Below are 16,323 nucleotides of genomic sequence, written 5' to 3'. Positions count from 1 at the left end.
GGAGGGCCCGGCAGCTCAGGCTGCCGGGCCCCGATGTCTTCCGCGGGCGGTCAGGCGGGGTTGCCGGTCGAGACCTTGAGCTGGATCTGCGGCATGTCCTTGGGGTCGACATCGGTGCCGGCGGCCGGGAACTGGTCCATGACCGAGCCCTCGCCGTACGTGTTCTCGTCGACGTCGACGATCTCCATCGTCCACCCGGCGGCCTGGAAGCACTCCTTCACCGAGCCGATGTACTTGAAGCCGAAGTCCGGGACCCGGATCTTGTCGGGGTCGTTGTACGACTCGTCCGGCTCCGTGCACTCCTCTTTGTCGATCTTCTTGCTGGTGTCCGGGCCGCGGTAGCCCGCGACCTGGGAGGGCGAGGCCGAGGCGCCGGCCGTGCCGCTGCCGCCGCCGCCCTCCGGGTCCTTGTCGCCGCCGTTCATCATCAGCGCCGCGACCAGACCGCCCACGGCCAGCAGGGCGACCAGGACGGAGCCGATCACGACGGGCCGGTTGCTCTTCCCGGCGCCCGAGGGGCCCGCCGCCGGGGCGGACGGAGTGAGGTCGTAGGGCGGCGGCGTTTGATGCGCCGCGTACCCCGGGGCCGGGCTCGGCGCCGGGTAGCCGCCCTGCTGCGGATAGCCGTACGCCGGGGCGGGCGTGGCCGGCGGCGGGGTGCCGTAAGGGTTCGGGGTGTAGGGCGTCTGTATACCGCCCTGGGGGGCCGGGCCGGACCGGTCGACGGGCGGGAAGACCGCGGAGCCGACGCCCGCGCCGCTGGGCGTGGGCGCGTCCGGCACGATGTTCGGCGCGGCGGGCCGGAGCGACTGGGCGACGCGCAGGCACTCGTCGCGCATGGCGACCGCGCTCGGGAAACGCTCGTTCGGGTTCTTCTTCAGGGCGCGGGCCAGCAGCGCGTCCACGGCCGGCGGCAGCGACCGGTTGATCGAGGAGGGCGCCGGCGGCTCCTCCTGGACGTGCGCGTACGCGATGGCCAGCGGCGAGTCGGCGTCGAAGGGCAGCCGCCCGGTGACCAACTGGAAGAGCATGATCCCGACCGAGTACAGGTCGGAGCGGGCGTCCACGCCCCGGCCCAGCGCCTGCTCGGGCGAGAGGTACTGGGGGGTGCCGACGACCATGCCGGTCTGCGTCATCGAGGTGACCCCGGACTGCATGGCCCGCGCGATGCCGAAGTCCATGACCTTGATCACACCGCGCTTGGTCATCATCACGTTGCCCGGCTTGATGTCCCGGTGGACCAGCCCCATCTCATGGCTGATCTCCAGCGCGGCGAGCACATCCACGGTGATCTTCAGGGCCTTGTCGGCGGGCATCGCGCCGTACTGCCGCACGTCCTCGTCGAGGACCGAGCCGAGCGGGCGGCCGTCGATGTACTCCATGACGATGTACGGCGTCGTCATGCCGTCGACCTCGTCCTCGCCGGTGTCGAAGACCGAGACGATGTTGGTGTGCGTCAGCCGCGCGACGGCCTGTGCCTCGCGGCGGAACCGCTCGCGGAACGCCTGCTCGCGGCCCAGCTCGGTGTGCAGGGTCTTGATGGCGACCTGGCGGTCGAGCACGGAGTCGTGGGCGAGGTGCACCGAGGCCATGCCGCCCTCGCCGAGCAGGTCGCGCAGCCGGTAGCGGCCACCGGCCAGCGCTCGTCCCGCGTACCGGTTCCGCGCGCCGTCCTGGCTCATGATGTCCGCTCCCCCGCCCGGCTTCACCGGAGCCGGCACCCGTACCTGGCCGGGCGCCGGTCGAATGTCTTGATCCAACCTGCTATTCCCGGCCAAGTCTGCCCGAGGGCACTGACACGTCAAGCGCGGTGCCCGTTCCGTGACCGTACGCGAAAGAAGCGTCGCGGAAGCGTTACAGCGGGCGTACGGCCGGTGCACAGAATTTGCACGACAGTACGGAACCAGGGTTTCATGACCGGTCCGTCTCGTGCCGGTCCCGGCGCCCATCTCGGACCGGAGGCTTGCGCGGAGGCTGTAGCGTGGCCGACGGAGACCGTAACAACACCGCGCGCACCGCGGGCAGAAACGACGGCGAGGACTGATGGCACAGCAGCAGCGCGCTCAGGGCCCGTCCGACCCCGAGGCGACTGGCGGCGGTATGTCGGACGCGCCGGACACCTGGGGGAACGGTGGGCTGGTCGGCGACGGCCGGTACCGGCTGACCCGCAGACTCGGGCGGGGCGGCATGGCCGAGGTGTTCGCCGCCGAGGACGTCCGCCTCGGGCGCACCGTGGCGGTCAAACTGCTGCGCGCGGACCTCGCCGAGGACCCGGTCTCCAAGGCGCGCTTCACCCGCGAGGCCCAGTCCGTGGCGGGCCTGAACCACCACGCGATCGTCGCCGTGTACGACTCCGGCGAGGACGTCGTCGGCGGCCAGTCCGTGCCGTACATCGTGATGGAGATCGTCGAGGGACGCACCATCCGCGACCTCCTGCTGAACGCCGAGGCGCCCGGCCCCGAGCAGGCGCTGATCATCGTCTCCGGGGTCCTGGAGGCGCTGGCCTACTCCCACCAGCACGGCATCGTGCACCGCGACATCAAGCCGGCCAACGTCATCATCACCAACAGCGGCGCGGTGAAGGTGATGGACTTCGGCATCGCCCGCGCCCTGCACGGCGCGTCCACCACGATGACGCAGACCGGCATGGTCATGGGCACCCCGCAGTACCTCTCCCCGGAGCAGGCCCTCGGCAAGGCCGTCGACCACCGCTCCGACCTGTACGCCACCGGCTGCCTGCTCTACGAACTCCTCGCGCTGCGGCCGCCGTTCACCGGCGAGACCCCGCTGTCGGTGGTCTACCAGCACGTCCAGGACATCCCCACGCCCCCGTCCGAGGTCTCCGACGCCGTCCCGCCGGAGCTGGACGGCCTCGTCATGCGCTCGCTGGCCAAGGAGCCCGACGACCGCTTCCAGACCGCCGAGGAGATGCGCGGCCTGGTCCAGTACGGCCTGCAGATGCTGTACGAGCAGGGCGGCCACACCGGCACCTGGAACACCGGCCCGGTCGGCACGCCCGACGGCCGGCACACCCCGGCGGCCGGGCTGGCGGGCACCACCGTGCTGCCCCACTCCGACCAGGGCGCGGGCACCACGCAGATCCCGCAGCAGGTGCTGCCCACCGGGTACGGCGGCGGTGACGACGGCGGCTTCGAGGGCCACGGCAACCGGGGCAGCGGCCGGGGCAAGCTGTGGATTCTCGCGGTGCTCGCGGTGATCGCCATCGCGGCGGGCGTCGCGCTGGCGCTGAACAACGGCGAGAGCGGCGGCGGGGCCGACCCCGAGACCACCAAGTCGCCGTCCGTGACGCACAGCACCAAGGACGACGAGCCGAGTTCCTCGCCGTCCGACGAGAAGACGGACGAGGCCACCGACCCGGAGACCGAGCAGGGCAGCGGCGGCGGCACCGGCGGCGACTGGACGCCGGAGTACACGCCGTCGTACCGGCAGACCCAGGAGACCACGCAGGAGGCGTCCCCGGACCCGACCGGCGAGGAGACGCCGGTGGACCCGCCGTCCGACGAGCCGACCGGCGAGGAGACCTCCGGCGGCGGCCAGTCCACGCCCCCGGCGACCGGCGGCGACAACGGCAACGGCGGTGGCGGCGGCGAGGAGGACGACGGCGGCACCGCCGTCGGCGCCGACAACGGCGGCGCCGGGGGCTGAGCGAGGCGCACGTCGGGCGTCCGGCGGCGTCCGGTCCACGCGCACGGGCCGGGGGGGGGCGGGCGTCTCACTCCACGAACGTCCCGCACACCGCCTCGTACTCCCGGGTCCACCACACGGCAAGCGCGGACGCCGCCGGGAACTGCGGGTCCGCGCGCCGGTCGCCGCGCTCGTAGTGCCAGCGCAGCATCCAGAAGTCGTTGAGCCGCTCCCACCACACCCGGTGCACGGCCGCCGCGAGCTGCGCGACCGTCGCCCCGGCGGTACGCCGGTACGCGCGTGCGTAGGCGCGCACCCTCGGCAGGTCCAGGGCGCCGTCGGGCCGGACGAAGAAGATCGCGGCGGCGCGTACCGCCTCCTCGGCGCGCGGACGCACGCCCAGCTTGTCCCAGTCCACGATGGCGGCCGGGGCATCGCCCTTGTAGAGCAGGTTGTACGGGTGGAAGTCCCCGTGCACCCAGCCCACCGCGCCGCCGCGCGGGGGACGCCGGCCGGCGTGGCGTTCCAGCAGCGCGCGCCGCTCCAGGAGGCGGTGGCGGGCGAGCGCGTCGAAGGAGTCGGCGGGCCGGTGCCGGCGGACGCGGGCGAGCAGGTCGTCGATGAGGGTGAAGGTGGCGGCGGGGTCGGCGCTGCCGGCCGGGTCGGCGTCCGGGGCGTCCGCCGCGCGTGCGGCGCCGGTCCGTGAGTGGGCCGGCATCACCCGCTCCAGCCCGGCGTGCACGAGCCCCAGCAGTGCGCCCAGGCGTGCGCACTGGCGCACGGTGAGCTGGCCGCCGTGGCGGTGCCGGCCGTCGATCCAGGGGTGCAGCGCGTAGCTGTGGCCGCCGATCACCACGACGGTGCGCCCGTCCCGGTCCGGCAGCGGCGGGGCGACGGGGACGCCGAGGCGGGCCAGGCGCCGGGTGGCCCGGTGCTGGCGGGCGATGGCGGCCGGGGCGGCGGTCTCGGGGTCGAAGTGGTGCTTGAGGAAGTAGCGGCCGCGTGTGGTGCGCAGGCGGTAGCCCCGGTTGAGCAGCCCCTGGTCGACGGGCTCGCAGGAGAGCGCGGAACCGGCGCGGTACTGGCTCAGCAGGACGCGCAGCGGGGGCGTGCGGGGCACGGGGGGTGGTACACGTAAGGGCGGCACGCCGCAGATGGTAGGGCACGGGAAGCGGCCGTGAGCTGGGCGTTGTCACAGACAGTCGCCCACGGTCGCTTCCGGTCACCAGCAGTCGCCGAGAGCCGTCGGGAGCCGTCGGCAGTCGCCGGGAGCAGCCGGACGTCGCTGAGGGCCGCCGGAAGTCGCCGGGAGCCGCGAGGGCCGCCGGCCCGGCGAAGGCGCGGAGGTCAGCGCTTCTCGGCCTGCATCCGTGCCACGTACGCGGCCGCCTGGGAACGGCGCTGCATGCCGAGTTTGGACAGCAGGCTCGACACGTAATTCTTGATCGTCTTTTCGGCGAGATGGAGCCGCTCGCCGATCGCGCGGTTGGTCAGCCCCTCGCCGATCAGGTCCAGGATGCGGCGCTCCTGCTCGGTGAGGCGGGCGAGCCGCTCGTCCGGACCGGGGCCGGCGGCGCCGTCGCGCAGCCTCTGGAGCACCCGCGCGGTGGCCACCGGGTCCAGCAGCGACCTGCCCGCGGCGACGTCCCGCACGGCGGCCAGCAGCTCGCCGCCCCGGATGTCCTTCAGGACGTACCCCGAGGCACCGGCCATGATCGCGTCGAAGAGGGCCTCGTCGTCGGCGAAGGAGGTCAGCATCAGACAGCGCACCGACTCGTCCCGGGCGCGGATCTCCCGGCAGACCTCGACCCCGCTGCCGTCCGGCAGCCGCACGTCCAGCACCGCCACGTCCGGGCGGGCGGCCGGGACCCGGGCCAGCGCGTCGGCCGCCGTACCGGCCTCGCCGACCACCTCGATGCCGTCCTCGCCGGCCAGCAATTCGTGCACGCCCCGACGGACGACCTCATGGTCATCGAGAAGGAAAACCCTGATATTTCCGTCATCGTGCACGGAGTCAGTCTCCCACACGAACTCTTCCCGCGCCCGGCCCGCCCGGGATAACGTGCCGTTGTTCCGGCCCCCTGCGAGGCTGTGACCAGTAACTGTTCCCGACTTTCGCGATTTACTTGGAAACCCAAGTAAAAACGCAGGTCAGGAGGGGTTTCACAGAAATGTGGAGCACTGGGTAACGTGCTTTTTGCAGGACGCTCGCCGGGGCGCCTGTCACGCCTGTCTCCCGGTCGGGACGCACCCACCCCGTGTGCCCCGGCGGACGACAGGTGAGCCGCACTGGCTCCCGGCGAACCCGGGGGCTGGACCGACGGAGGAGCACACGTGACCGTGGAGAGCACTGCCGCGCACAAACCGCGACGCAGCGCCGGAGGCAAAACCGGGGGCACCGGTACGAAGGCGACCGGCACCACCGGCACCAAAGGCACCACCCGCAGCACCACTCGCACCACCAGCACCACCCGCACCGCCAGGACGAGCGCCGACCCGCAGCTCGTCCAGTTGCTGACGCCCGAGGGCGAGCGCGTCGAGGACCCCGAGTACGCCCCGTACGTCGACGGCATCACCCCCGAGGACCTGCGCGGCCTGTACCGGGACATGGTGCTCACCCGGCGCTTCGACGCCGAGGCCACCGCGCTCCAGCGCCAGGGCGAGCTGGGCCTGTGGGCCTCGCTGCTCGGCCAGGAGGCCGCCCAGATCGGTTCCGGGCGGGCCACCCGCGGGGACGACTACGTCTTCCCGACCTACCGCGAGCACGGCGTCGCCTGGTGCCGCGGGGTCGACCCGACCAACCTGCTCGGCATGTTCCGCGGCGTCAACAACGGCGGCTGGGACCCGAACAGCAACAACTTCCACCTCTACACGATCGTCATCGGCTCGCAGGCCCTGCACGCCACCGGCTACGCCATGGGCATCACCATGGACGGCGCCGACTCGGCCGTGATCGCCTACTTCGGCGACGGGGCCTCCAGCCAGGGCGACGTCAACGAGGCGTTCAACTTCGCGGCGGTCTACAACGCGCCCGTGGTGTTCTTCTGCCAGAACAACCAGTGGGCGATCTCGGAGTCCAACGAGAAGCAGACCCGCGTGCCGCTCTACCAGCGCGCCCAGGGCTTCGGCTTCCCCGGCGTCCGGGTCGACGGCAACGACGTGCTGGCCTGCCTCGCCGTCACCCGCTGGGCCCTGGAGCGGGCCCGCCGCGGCGAGGGACCCGCGCTGATCGAGGCGTTCACCTACCGCATGGGCGCCCACACCACCTCCGACGACCCCTCCCGCTACCGCCACGACGACGAGCGGATCGCCTGGGAGGCGAAGGACCCGATCCTGCGGCTGCGCCGCCACCTGGAAGCCGCGAACCACGCGGACGAGGGGTTCTTCGGGGAACTGGAGGCGGAGAGCGAGGCGTTGGGCAAGCGAGTGCGCGAAGTGGTCCGGGCCATGCCGGACCCGGACCGGTTCGCTCTCTTCGAGCACGCGTACGCGGACGGGCACGCGCTCGTCGACGAGGAGCGGGCCCAGTTCGCCGCCTACCAGGCGTCGTTCGCGGACGCAGAAGGGGGTCAGTGAGATGGCGGAGAAGATGGCTCTGGCCAAGGCGATCACCGAGTCGCTGCGGCACGCCCTGGAGACCGACCCCAAGGTCCTGGTCATGGGCGAGGACGTCGGCAAGCTCGGCGGCGTCTTCCGCGTCACCGACGGTCTCCAGAAGGACTTCGGGGAGAACCGCGTCATCGACACCCCGCTCGCCGAGTCCGGCATCGTCGGCACGGCGATCGGCCTCGCCCTGCGCGGCTACCGGCCGGTGGTGGAGATCCAGTTCGACGGCTTCGTCTTCCCGGCGTACGACCAGATCGTCACGCAGTTGGCGAAGATGCACGCCCGCGCGCTCGGCAAGGTCAAGATGCCCGTCGTCGTGCGCATCCCCTACGGCGGCGGCATCGGCGCGGTGGAGCACCACTCCGAGTCCCCCGAGGCGCTGTTCGCGCACGTGGCGGGCCTGAAGGTGGTCAGCCCCTCGGACGCCTCCGACGCGTACTGGATGATGCAGCAGGCCATCCAGAGCGACGACCCGGTGATCTTCTTCGAGCCCAAGCGGCGCTACTGGGACAAGGGCGAGGTCGACCCCGAGGCGATCCCCGGCCCGCTGCACGCCGCGCGGGTGGTGCGCGAGGGCACCGACCTCACGCTGGCCGCGTACGGCCCGATGGTCAAGCTCTGCCGGGAGGTCGCGGACGCCGCGGCCGAGGAGGGCCGGTCCCTGGAGATCGTGGACCTGCGGTCGATCTCGCCGGTCGACTTCGACACCCTCCAGGCGTCGGTGGAGAAGACCCGCCGCCTGGTCGTGGTGCACGAGGCACCGGTGTTCTTCGGCTCGGGCGGGGAGATCGCCGCGCGGATCACCGAGCGCAGCTTCTACCACCTGGAGGCCCCGGTGCTCAGGGTCGGCGGCTATCACGCCCCGTACCCGCCGGCGCGTCTGGAGGAGGAGTACCTGCCCGACCTGGACCGGGTGCTGGATGCCGTCGACCGCTCGCTGGCGTACTGAGGAGAGGGCCGTGACGACGATGACGGAAGGGTCCGTACGCGAGTTCAAGATGCCCGACGTGGGCGAGGGACTCACCGAGGCGGAGATCCTCAAGTGGTACGTCCAGGTCGGTGACCGGGTCACCGACGGCCAGGTGGTGTGCGAGGTCGAGACGGCGAAGGCCGCCGTCGAGCTGCCCATCCCCTACGACGGCGTGGTCCGCGAGCTGCGCTTCGCCGAGGGCACCACGGTCGACGTGGGCACGCCCATCATCACGGTGGACGTGGGAGGCGGCGCCGCCCCGGCGGCCCCCGCCGCCTCCGCCGTACCGGAGCAGGCCGCCGGGGCCGGGTCCGGGGCCGGGTCCGAGGCCGGGTCCGGCGAGGAGGCGAAGCCCGCGGGCCGCCAGCCGGTGCTGGTCGGCTACGGGGTGGCGACCTCCTCCACCCGCCGCCGCCCCCGCCGGACCGCGGAGCCCGCCCCCGCCCCGGAGGCCGCCGCCGCGGTCCACTCCGAGCTGAACGGCCACGGGCCCGCCCAGGCCCCGCGGGAACGCCCCCTGGCCAAGCCCCCCGTACGCAAGCTCGCCAAGGACCTGGGCGTCGACCTGGCCACGGTCACCCCGACCGGCCCGGACGGGATCGTCACCCGCGAGGACGTGCACGCGGCCGCCGCTCCCCGGCCGGCCGCGGAGCCGGTGACCGGGCCGGAGTCCGGGGCCCCGGCGAGCCCGGCGCCCGCGTCCGCGTCCGCGCCGGTGTCGTACGACCCCGCCCGGGAGACCCGTGTCCCGGTCAAGGGCGTCCGCAAGGCGACGGCGGCGGCGATGGTCTCCTCGGCGTTCACCGCGCCGCACGTCACGGAGTTCGTGACGGTCGACGTGACCCGCACCATGAAGCTGGTCGAGGAGCTGCGGCAGGACAAGGAGTTCGCGGGCCTGCGGGTGAACCCGCTGCTGCTGATCGCCAAGGCCCTGCTGGTGGCGATCCGGCGGCACCCGGAGATCAACGCCTCCTGGGACGAGGCCGCCCAGGAGATCGTGGTCAAGCACTACGTCAACCTGGGCATCGCCGCGGCCACCCCCCGGGGCCTGCTGGTGCCCAACATCAAGGACGCGCACGCCAAGACGCTGCCCGAGCTGGCCGAGGCGCTCGGTGAGCTGGTGTCGACCGCGCGGGAGGGCAGGACCTCCCCGGCGGCGATGCAGGGCGGCACGGTGACCATCACCAACGTGGGCGTCTTCGGCGTCGACACCGGCACGCCGATCCTCAACCCCGGCGAGTCGGCGATCCTCGCGGTCGGCGCGATCAAGCCCCAGCCGTGGGTGCACAAGGGCAAGGTGAAGCCCCGTCAGGTCACCACGCTGGCGCTGAGCTTCGACCACCGGCTGGTCGACGGGGAGCTGGGCTCGAAGGTGCTCGCCGATGTCGCGGCCGTCCTGGAGCAGCCCAAGCGGCTCATCACCTGGGCGTGAACGGGGGAGGCGGTCCACCCGGTTCGGGTGGACCGCCTCCGCCGTTCGGCGCGGGTCGTCGGACTCCGCGTCAGATCTTGCCGAAGCCGTAGTTCATCAGCTTCTTCGCGTCCGTGGTGCGCTGGGTGGACGACGAGGAGGCGAGCACGGTGCCGATGACCGTCTTGCCGTTCCGGGTGGCGGCGAAGACCAGGCAGTACTTGGCCTCCGGGCCGGAGCCCGTCTTCACGCCGATGGTGCCGCTGTAGCTGCCGAGCAGCGTGTTGGTGTTGGTCCAGGGCGCCATGGTGCGGGTGCCGCCGCTCTTGGTGACCGTCTTGGCCGTGTACTTCGTGGTCTTGACGATCGAGCGGAAGGTCGGGCTCTTCATCGCGCTGCTGGCGATCTTCGTCAGGTCGCGCGGCGTGGAGTAGTTGCTGCCGTTGCCGATGCCGTCGAACGAGTCGAAGTGGGTGTTCTTCAGACCCAGGCTCTTCGCGGCGGCGTTCATCTTGCCGATGAACGACTTCACCCGCGCCGAACGCGTCGAGCCCTTGCCGAACTTGTCGGCGAGCGCGTACGCGGCGTCGCAGCCGGAGGGCAGCATCAGCCCGTACAGCAACTGCTTGACGGTGACCTTGTCGCCCACGATCAGCCGGGCGGACGAGGCGTTCTTCGACACGATGTAGTCGCTGTACGCCTTCTGGATCGTGACCTTGCTGCTGAGGTTCAGGTTCGACTGCGCGAGCACGACCTTCGCCGTCATGATCTTGGTGGTGGAACCGGTGGAGCGCCGGGTGTCCGCGGCCTTGGTGTAGAGCGACTTGCCGTTCGCGTTGTTCATCACGTAGCCGCCCTTGGCCACGATGCTGGGCGCGGTGGCGGCCTGCGCGGGCGCCGTCGAGAGGGCGCCGGTGGCGAGCACGGCCCCGGTGGTCATGGCGACGGCGGCGGCCCTGCGGACCCGAATGCCGTGAATGGCGATGTTCAAGTTGAATACCCCGATTATGTCGAATGCCCCTGCGGCGCGGCCTGGTTGAGCTCAAGACAGCATGGGGCCGCGTGTGTTCGACTCGTCAAGGGGGTGGATGGTTGTACTGATGCGGAAGAAGTTTCACGGGGCGGTCCGCATCGCGGACGGGGGACATCATGCGTCTCTGTTGTATCTATCCTGTGGGCATGACCTTGTTCGTGAAGCAGCCACCCGCCGCCGACCGCGTCTACACCCATGTCAAACAGGGCGTCCTGGAGCGCCGCTACGAAGGCGGCACCCTGCTCACGGAGGGCGAACTCGCCGAGGCCGTGGGCGTCTCCCGCACCCCGGTGCGCGAGGCGCTGCTGAGGCTGGAGGTCGAGGGCCTGATCCGGCTCTACCCGAAGAAGGGCGCCCTGGTGCTGCCGGTCTCCGCCCAGGAGATCGCGGACGTGGTGGAGACCCGGCTGCTCGTCGAGGAGCACGCGGCCCGCAAGGCCGTACCCGCCCCGCCCGGACTGATCGAACGGCTGGCGGGGCTGCTGGCCCGGCAGCGCGAGCAGGCCGCCGCCGGCGACTTCGCGGCCGCCGCCGTCACCGACCGCTGCTTCCACGCCGAGATCGTGCGCAGCGGCGGCAACGAGATCCTCTCCCGTCTCTACGACCAGCTCCGCGACCGGCAGTTGCGTATGGGCGTCGCCGTCATGCACTCCCATCCCGACCGGATCGCCAAGACCCTCGCCGAGCACGGGGAGATCCTCGACGCGCTGCGCGCCGGGGACGCGGAGGCCGCCGTCGCCGTGGTGCGGCGGCACGTCGGCTGGTTCTCGCACCTGGCCCGGGGGGAGGTCCGATGAGCACCGCCGCCGGCCTCCCCGGCGACCCGCTCCCGCAGGGGGCGCCTCCGGGCGGGCGGCGCGCCGTCGCCGTCTGGGGCGTCGGCGTCGCCGTCTACTTCGTCGCCGTCATCTTCCGTACGTCCCTCGGGGTCGCCGGACTCGACGCCGCCGACCGCTTCCACGTGGGCGCCTCCGCGCTGTCGACCTTCTCCATCCTCCAGTTGCTGGTCTACGCGGGGATGCAGATACCCGTCGGCCTGCTCGTCGACCGGCTCGGCACCAAGAAGGTGCTGGGCATCGGCGTGGTCCTGTTCACCCTCGGCCAGCTCGGCTTCGCGTTCTCCCCGTCGTACGGCACGGCGCTGCTCTCCCGGGCGCTGCTGGGCTGCGGTGACGCGATGACCTTCATCAGCGTGCTGCGGCTGGGCAGCCGCTGGTTCCCGGCCCGGCGCGGGCCGATGGTCGCGCAGTTGGCCGGGCTGGTGGGCATGGCGGGCAACCTCGTCTCGACCCTGGTCATCGCCAGGCTGCTGCACGGCATCGGCTGGACGGCGGCGTTCGCGGGCAGCGCGCTCGCCGGGGTCGTCGTCCTGGTGCTGCTGCTCCTCTTCCTGAAGGACCACCCCGAGGGCCAGGCGCCGCCGGCGTCGCGGCACCAGGGCGCGGCGTACGTGCGGCGGCAGATCGCGGAGTCCTGGCGGGAGCCGGGGACGCGGCTCGGGATGTGGGTGCACTTCACCACCCAGTTCCCGGCGATGGTGTTCCTGCTGCTGTGGGGCATGCCGTTCCTGGTCGAGGCGCAGGGCCTGTCCCGGGCCACCGCCGGTGGCCTGCTCACCCTGGTGGTGCTCTCCAACATGTTCGTCGGCCTGGTGTACGGCCAGGTCGTCGCCCGGCACCAGGGGGCGCGGCTGCCGCTGGCGCTCGGCACGGTGGCGGCGTCGGCGCTGCTGTGGGCGGCGACGCTGGCGTATCCGGGCGAGCACGCGCCGATGTGGCTGCTGATCGTGCTCTGCGCGGTGCTGGGGGCGTGCGGCCCGGCGTCGATGATCGGGTTCGACTTCTCCCGGCCGGCCAATCCGCCGGAGCGGCAGGGGACGGCGTCCGGCATCACCAACATGGGCGGCTTCGTGGCGTCCATGACGACGCTGCTGGCGATCGGGGTGCTGCTGGACGCGACCGGGGACGACTACGTCACCGCTTTCTCCTCGGTGTTCGTGCTCCAGGCCGTGGGGGTCGGTCAGATACTGCGGCTGCGGCGGCGGGCGGCCCGGCGGGAGCGCGAGCGGCTGGTGGCCAGCCGGGTGGAGACGGTGCACGTGCCGGTGTAGGCGGACCGGCCCGGACCCGCCCGCCCCGGGGCGTGGGTGGGCGCGGGCGCCCCGGGCCGCTCCGGCGCCGGGGGAGGCGCCACCGCCCGCGGCTAGGGCGTCACCGTGAAGTGCCGCAGGATCGCCGCGCCCAGGTCCGGGTCGCCCTCCGTCTTCACCCGGTCCGAGACCGCGTCCACCGTCACCCGGCCGCAGGCCAGACGGACGTACGTCTCCCAGTCGAGGGTGAGGGTGGCGGCCGGGCCGAGCGCCGGGGCCGTCTCCAGGGTGCCGCGGCCCTGGATGTCGACGCGGATGGTGCGCAGGAACTCGACCGGGCCGTGCACGTCGAAGACGACGGCCGAGCTGCGGGGGGCGTCCGCCTCCTCGGCGACGACGCGCGGGAGCTCGGCGAGCAGCACGTCACGGGCGACGTACGCGCCGGGGGAGTCGAGGTTGCCGGGGCGGCCGACGGCGGTGCGCAGGTCCTGCTCGTGCACCCACACGTCGAAGGCGTGCCGGCGCATGGACTCCTCCAGGGTCAGCTCGGTGCCGAGCGGGCCGCGGACCTTGGTGCCGGGGTCGCGGGAGTCGTTGCGCAGTTGCCGGTTCCGCCGGATGATCATGTACTCCAGCTCGGAGGTCATCTCGGGCGCCGTGTGGTGGCGGCGCACGTCGACCTGCATCTCCATGTAGCGCTGGTGGTCGTTGGTGACGTGGAACAGGTCGCGCGGGAGCGTGTGGATGGGCCGGGGGTCGCCGAGCATCTCCGAGTCGAGGCCGATGACATGCGAGATGATGTCCCGCACCGACCAGCCGGGGCACGGCGTCCGGCGGTTCCACTCTGCGTCCACGAGCGACTGGGCCAGCTCGGATATCGCCTCGATGGAGTGAGTCCAGGCGTCGGCGTAGGGCTGGAGGGTGGGATGCAGACTCACGGAACGGGACCCCTCGGCGGTCGGTACACGGGCGGTTGTGGCGGCGTTGCCAGTGGGAGGTGGCTGCGGTCGGCGGCGATTCGGCGGGCGTCTTGGAACGCTAAGTTACGCTGCTGTGCGGCACCCCGGCAGTGCTTTCGTGTGACGATCGTAGGCCCGTGTTGACGGCTCGAATGCCAGGACGGTGGTAGTGTGCGCGCCTCTTTGATCCAAATCGCCGTGAACGAGGACGAATCAGCCGAAGCGCGTCGCCGCAGGGCGGCGTCGCTGGTGGTGGAGCAGGCGGGCGCCGATCTGGTGGTGCTGCCGGAACTGTGGACCACGGGCGCGTTCGCCTTCCAGGCGTTCGACGCCGGGGCCGAGCCGCTGCGGGGGCCGACGTACGAGGCCATGGCGAAGGCGGCGAGCGACGCGGGCGTGTGGCTGCACGCCGGCTCGATCCCCGAGCGCGCCGAGGACGGCACCCTCTTCAACACCTCCCTCGTCCTCTCTCCCGCCGGCGATCTGGCCGCCGCCTACCGCAAGATCCACCGGTTCGGCTTCGACCAGGGCGAGGCCGTGCTGATGGGCGCCGGGCGGGACTTGGTGACCGTGCCGCTGCCGGACACCACCCTCGGTGTGGCGACCTGCTACGACCTCCGTTTCCCCGAACTCTTCCGCGGTCTCGTCGACGCGGGCGCCGAGACCCTCGTCGTCCCGGCGGGCTGGCCGGAGCGCCGCCGGTCGCACTGGACGCTCCTGGCACAGGCACGGGCGGTGGAGAACCAGGCGTTCGTCCTCGCGTGTGGAACGGCCGGGACCCACGCGGGGGTTCCGCAGGCCGGTCACTCGATCGTGGTCGATCCGTGGGGCGAGGTGCTCGCGGAGGCCGGCGCGGACGAGGAGGTCCTGACGGTCGAGTTCGACCCGGCGACGGTGGCGGCGACGAGGGACCGCTTCCCGGCCCTGAAGGACCGGGTCCTGGGCCTGCCGGCCCCGCGAACCCCGCGCCCGTAGGGCGGGAGGCCCCGGGGGCCGCCCATAAGGCGTGAGGTCCCCGGGGCCCTACTCCTGCGCCCCCTCCCGCTCCTTCTCCGCCAGGTGGATCACGCACACCGTCAGCGCCAGCAGCAGCGCCGGGTCCGCGTCGTCCCGTACGACGTCCAGGCCGTAGGTGTCCCGGACGGTCAGCCACCGCCGGGAGACCACGGCCAGCAGTTCGCCGTCGTACTCGATGGCGAACTCCCGGTCGAGGATCTTGCCGCTGATGTCCAGCTCGTTGCCGTCGGCGAGGGCGACGCGGTAGTGGTTGCGCAGCAGGGAGAGGCGTTTGCGCCGGATGGTGGCCAGGGGCTCGCCGGCCCGCTCGATCACCATGGTGTCGCGCAGCGCGAACATCTTCTGGTGGATGCCGATCAGGACCCGCCCCCGGGTGTCCTTCAGCTCCCAGGTGTCCCGCAGCCTCATCGCCTTGCCGTCGACGAGGAACACCTTGGTGCCGCGGTCGTCCTCGATCCAGTAGTCGTCGCCGAAGCCGAGGAGGCGGTCGTACACGAGGAATCTCATGCGGTGATCGCTTCCCCGGCGCCGCGGCCGAAACGCCGCCGGTAGGCCGAGGGGCTGAGTCCCGTCTCGCGCCGCAGCCTCGCCCGCAGGTTGGCGGCGCTCCCCAGGCCGCTGCGGGCGGCCACCACGTCGAGCCGCTCCTCCCCGCGTTCGATCAGCCGCCGGGCGAGGGTGACGCGCTCGGCCGTCAGCCAGGCGAGCGGCGTCGTGCCGAGCTGCGCCCGGAACCGGCGGTGCAGGGTGGCCGGCGACACCGCCGCGCGGGCGGCCAGGTCCGGCACCGTCATCGGCTCGCCCAGGTGCTCCTGCGCCCAGGCCAGCAGCGGGGCGAGCGACTCGTCCGGCACGTCCGGCACCGGCCGCTCCACGAACTGCCGCTGTCCGCCGTCCCGGTGGGCGGCGAACACCAGCCGCCGGGAGACGGCGTTGGCGATCTCGGCGCCGTGGTCCCGGCGCCAGATGTGCAGCCCGAGGTCCAGCGCCGCCGCGCTGCCCGCCGCGGTGAGCACGTCGCCCTCGTCCACGAACAGCACGTCCGGCTCCAGCAGCACGCGCGGGTGCAGACGGCGGAAGGAGTCGGCCCACATCCAGTGGGTCGCGGCCCGCCGCCCGTCCAGCAGCCCGGCCTCGGCGAGCGCGAAGCTGCCGGTGCACAGGCTGACGATCCGGGTGCCCCGCGCGTGCGCGCGCCGGATGGCGTCCAGGACCTCCGGGCCGCGCGGGACGACGTTGTCCGGCCGGCCGGGGACGACGAGGGTGTCCGCCGAGTCCACGGCGTCCAGACCGGGCAGGCCGGCGAGGCTGAGGAAACCGTGGTTCATCCTGATCCCGGGCCGTGGCCCGCAGACCGTCACCTCGTACCAGGGCACCCGCCGTCCCAGCTCGGGCCGGGGCAGCCCGAACAGTTCGGTGGCGCAGCCGACCTCGAACGGGTTGATGCCCTCGTCGACGAGAACGACGACCTGATGCGGACGGGACGGCCGGGACGGACGGGACGGACGGGGAGGGCGAGGCGGACGGGACGGCCGGGGTGCCGGGGCGGGCTGAGAGGAATCTTGCGGCATGTGCGATTCCTAGCACTCGTCC

Annotated in this window: 14 protein-coding genes; 7 read left to right on the top strand and 7 right to left on the bottom strand. The window is 72.5% G+C overall.

Annotation, left to right across the window (positions count from 1 at the left end):
• Positions 1–50 precede the first annotated feature (50 nt).
• Positions 51–1,682 (bottom strand): protein kinase, encoded by a 1,632-nt coding sequence (locus ACFY32_RS19805; protein WP_390674851.1) that lies wholly within the window; start codon positions 1,680–1,682, stop codon positions 51–53.
• A gap of 361 nt (positions 1,683–2,043) precedes the next feature.
• Between ACFY32_RS19805 and ACFY32_RS19800 the strand changes: the two genes are divergently transcribed.
• Positions 2,044–3,666, top strand: a complete 1,623-nt coding sequence (locus ACFY32_RS19800) for a protein kinase (RefSeq protein WP_359190246.1) — start codon at positions 2,044–2,046, stop codon at positions 3,664–3,666.
• A gap of 67 nt (positions 3,667–3,733) precedes the next feature.
• On the opposite strand, the gene ACFY32_RS19795 is transcribed toward ACFY32_RS19800, so the two are convergent.
• On the bottom strand, positions 3,734–4,792 hold the full coding sequence (locus tag ACFY32_RS19795; RefSeq protein WP_390674850.1) for a phosphotransferase: 1,059 nt from the start codon (positions 4,790–4,792) through the stop codon (positions 3,734–3,736).
• Positions 4,793–4,992: 200 nt separating this feature from the next.
• Entirely contained in the window at positions 4,993–5,655 is a 663-nt protein-coding gene (locus tag ACFY32_RS19790) for a response regulator transcription factor (RefSeq protein ID WP_359190243.1), read from the bottom strand.
• Between the two features lie 324 nt (positions 5,656–5,979).
• Here ACFY32_RS19790 and pdhA point away from each other — a divergent pair, with 324 nt between their 5' ends.
• The 3 genes from pdhA to ACFY32_RS19775 are packed head-to-tail and all read left to right on the top strand — an operon-like array spanning position 5,980 to position 9,653.
• Positions 5,980–7,221, top strand: a complete 1,242-nt coding sequence (gene pdhA / locus ACFY32_RS19785) for a pyruvate dehydrogenase (acetyl-transferring) E1 component subunit alpha (RefSeq protein ID WP_390674849.1) — start codon at positions 5,980–5,982, stop codon at positions 7,219–7,221.
• Between the two features lies 1 nt (position 7,222).
• Positions 7,223–8,200, top strand: coding sequence for an alpha-ketoacid dehydrogenase subunit beta (locus tag ACFY32_RS19780; RefSeq protein WP_390674848.1), 978 nt, complete (start codon positions 7,223–7,225; stop codon positions 8,198–8,200).
• A gap of 10 nt (positions 8,201–8,210) precedes the next feature.
• Positions 8,211–9,653: a dihydrolipoamide acetyltransferase family protein gene (locus ACFY32_RS19775; protein WP_390674847.1), complete on the top strand. Its 1,443-nt coding sequence runs from the start codon at positions 8,211–8,213 to the stop codon at positions 9,651–9,653.
• Between the two features lie 70 nt (positions 9,654–9,723).
• Here the strand turns inward: ACFY32_RS19775 and ACFY32_RS19770 are convergent, their stop codons facing one another.
• Complete coding sequence (locus tag ACFY32_RS19770) at positions 9,724–10,572, bottom strand: D-alanyl-D-alanine carboxypeptidase family protein (protein WP_390674899.1); 849 nt, start codon at positions 10,570–10,572, stop codon at positions 9,724–9,726.
• 239 nt (positions 10,573–10,811) lie between these two features.
• Here ACFY32_RS19770 and ACFY32_RS19765 point away from each other — a divergent pair, with 239 nt between their 5' ends.
• Together ACFY32_RS19765 and ACFY32_RS19760 are read left to right on the top strand one after the other, a co-directional pair.
• The gene (locus ACFY32_RS19765; protein WP_390674846.1) at positions 10,812–11,462 is read left to right on the top strand and encodes a GntR family transcriptional regulator; all 651 of its coding nucleotides are present in this window, start codon (positions 10,812–10,814) and stop codon (positions 11,460–11,462) included.
• Complete coding sequence (locus ACFY32_RS19760) at positions 11,459–12,775, top strand: MFS transporter (RefSeq protein WP_359190225.1); 1,317 nt, start codon at positions 11,459–11,461, stop codon at positions 12,773–12,775. Before ACFY32_RS19765 ends, ACFY32_RS19760 begins: the two co-directional genes overlap by 4 nt.
• A 92-nt stretch (positions 12,776–12,867) precedes the next feature.
• On the opposite strand, the gene ACFY32_RS19755 is transcribed toward ACFY32_RS19760, so the two are convergent.
• The gene (locus ACFY32_RS19755) at positions 12,868–13,692 is read right to left on the bottom strand and encodes a maleylpyruvate isomerase family mycothiol-dependent enzyme (RefSeq protein ID WP_359190222.1); all 825 of its coding nucleotides are present in this window, start codon (positions 13,690–13,692) and stop codon (positions 12,868–12,870) included.
• 192 nt (positions 13,693–13,884) lie between these two features.
• Here ACFY32_RS19755 and ACFY32_RS19750 point away from each other — a divergent pair, with 192 nt between their 5' ends.
• Positions 13,885–14,688, top strand: coding sequence for a carbon-nitrogen family hydrolase (locus ACFY32_RS19750; protein ID WP_359190219.1), 804 nt, complete (start codon positions 13,885–13,887; stop codon positions 14,686–14,688).
• 48 nt (positions 14,689–14,736) lie between these two features.
• Here ACFY32_RS19750 and ACFY32_RS19745 read toward each other — a convergent pair whose 3' ends face one another.
• Together ACFY32_RS19745 and ACFY32_RS19740 are read right to left on the bottom strand one after the other, a co-directional pair.
• On the bottom strand, positions 14,737–15,237 hold the full coding sequence (locus ACFY32_RS19745; protein WP_359190216.1) for an LURP-one-related family protein: 501 nt from the start codon (positions 15,235–15,237) through the stop codon (positions 14,737–14,739).
• Positions 15,234–16,301: a helix-turn-helix domain-containing protein gene (locus ACFY32_RS19740; RefSeq protein WP_390674845.1), complete on the bottom strand. Its 1,068-nt coding sequence runs from the start codon at positions 16,299–16,301 to the stop codon at positions 15,234–15,236. Before ACFY32_RS19740 ends, ACFY32_RS19745 begins: the two co-directional genes overlap by 4 nt.
• Positions 16,302–16,323: the final 22 nt, after the last annotated feature.

It is taken from the genome of Streptomyces sp. NPDC000134 (assembly GCF_042899225.1).
Classification (GTDB): Bacteria; Actinomycetota; Actinomycetes; order Streptomycetales; family Streptomycetaceae; genus Streptomyces.
This window is presented reverse-complemented; position numbering and strand designations above follow the sequence as displayed.

Excerpts from the sequence above, each read along its gene's own strand:
- ACFY32_RS19800 (WP_359190246.1), top strand. The coding sequence starts at position 2,044 with ATGGCACAGCAGCAGCGCGCTCAGGGCCCGTCCGACCCCGAGGCGACT.
- ACFY32_RS19765 (WP_390674846.1), top strand. The coding sequence starts at position 10,812 with ATGACCTTGTTCGTGAAGCAGCCACCCGCCGCCGACCGCGTCTACACC.
- ACFY32_RS19760 (WP_359190225.1), top strand. The coding sequence starts at position 11,459 with ATGAGCACCGCCGCCGGCCTCCCCGGCGACCCGCTCCCGCAGGGGGCG.
- ACFY32_RS19780 (WP_390674848.1), top strand. The coding sequence starts at position 7,223 with ATGGCGGAGAAGATGGCTCTGGCCAAGGCGATCACCGAGTCGCTGCGG.
- ACFY32_RS19745 (WP_359190216.1), bottom strand. The coding sequence starts at position 15,237 with ATGAGATTCCTCGTGTACGACCGCCTCCTCGGCTTCGGCGACGACTAC.
- ACFY32_RS19805 (WP_390674851.1), bottom strand. The coding sequence starts at position 1,682 with ATGAGCCAGGACGGCGCGCGGAACCGGTACGCGGGACGAGCGCTGGCC.
- ACFY32_RS19770 (WP_390674899.1), bottom strand. The coding sequence starts at position 10,572 with ATGACCACCGGGGCCGTGCTCGCCACCGGCGCCCTCTCGACGGCGCCC.
- ACFY32_RS19740 (WP_390674845.1), bottom strand. The coding sequence starts at position 16,301 with ATGCCGCAAGATTCCTCTCAGCCCGCCCCGGCACCCCGGCCGTCCCGT.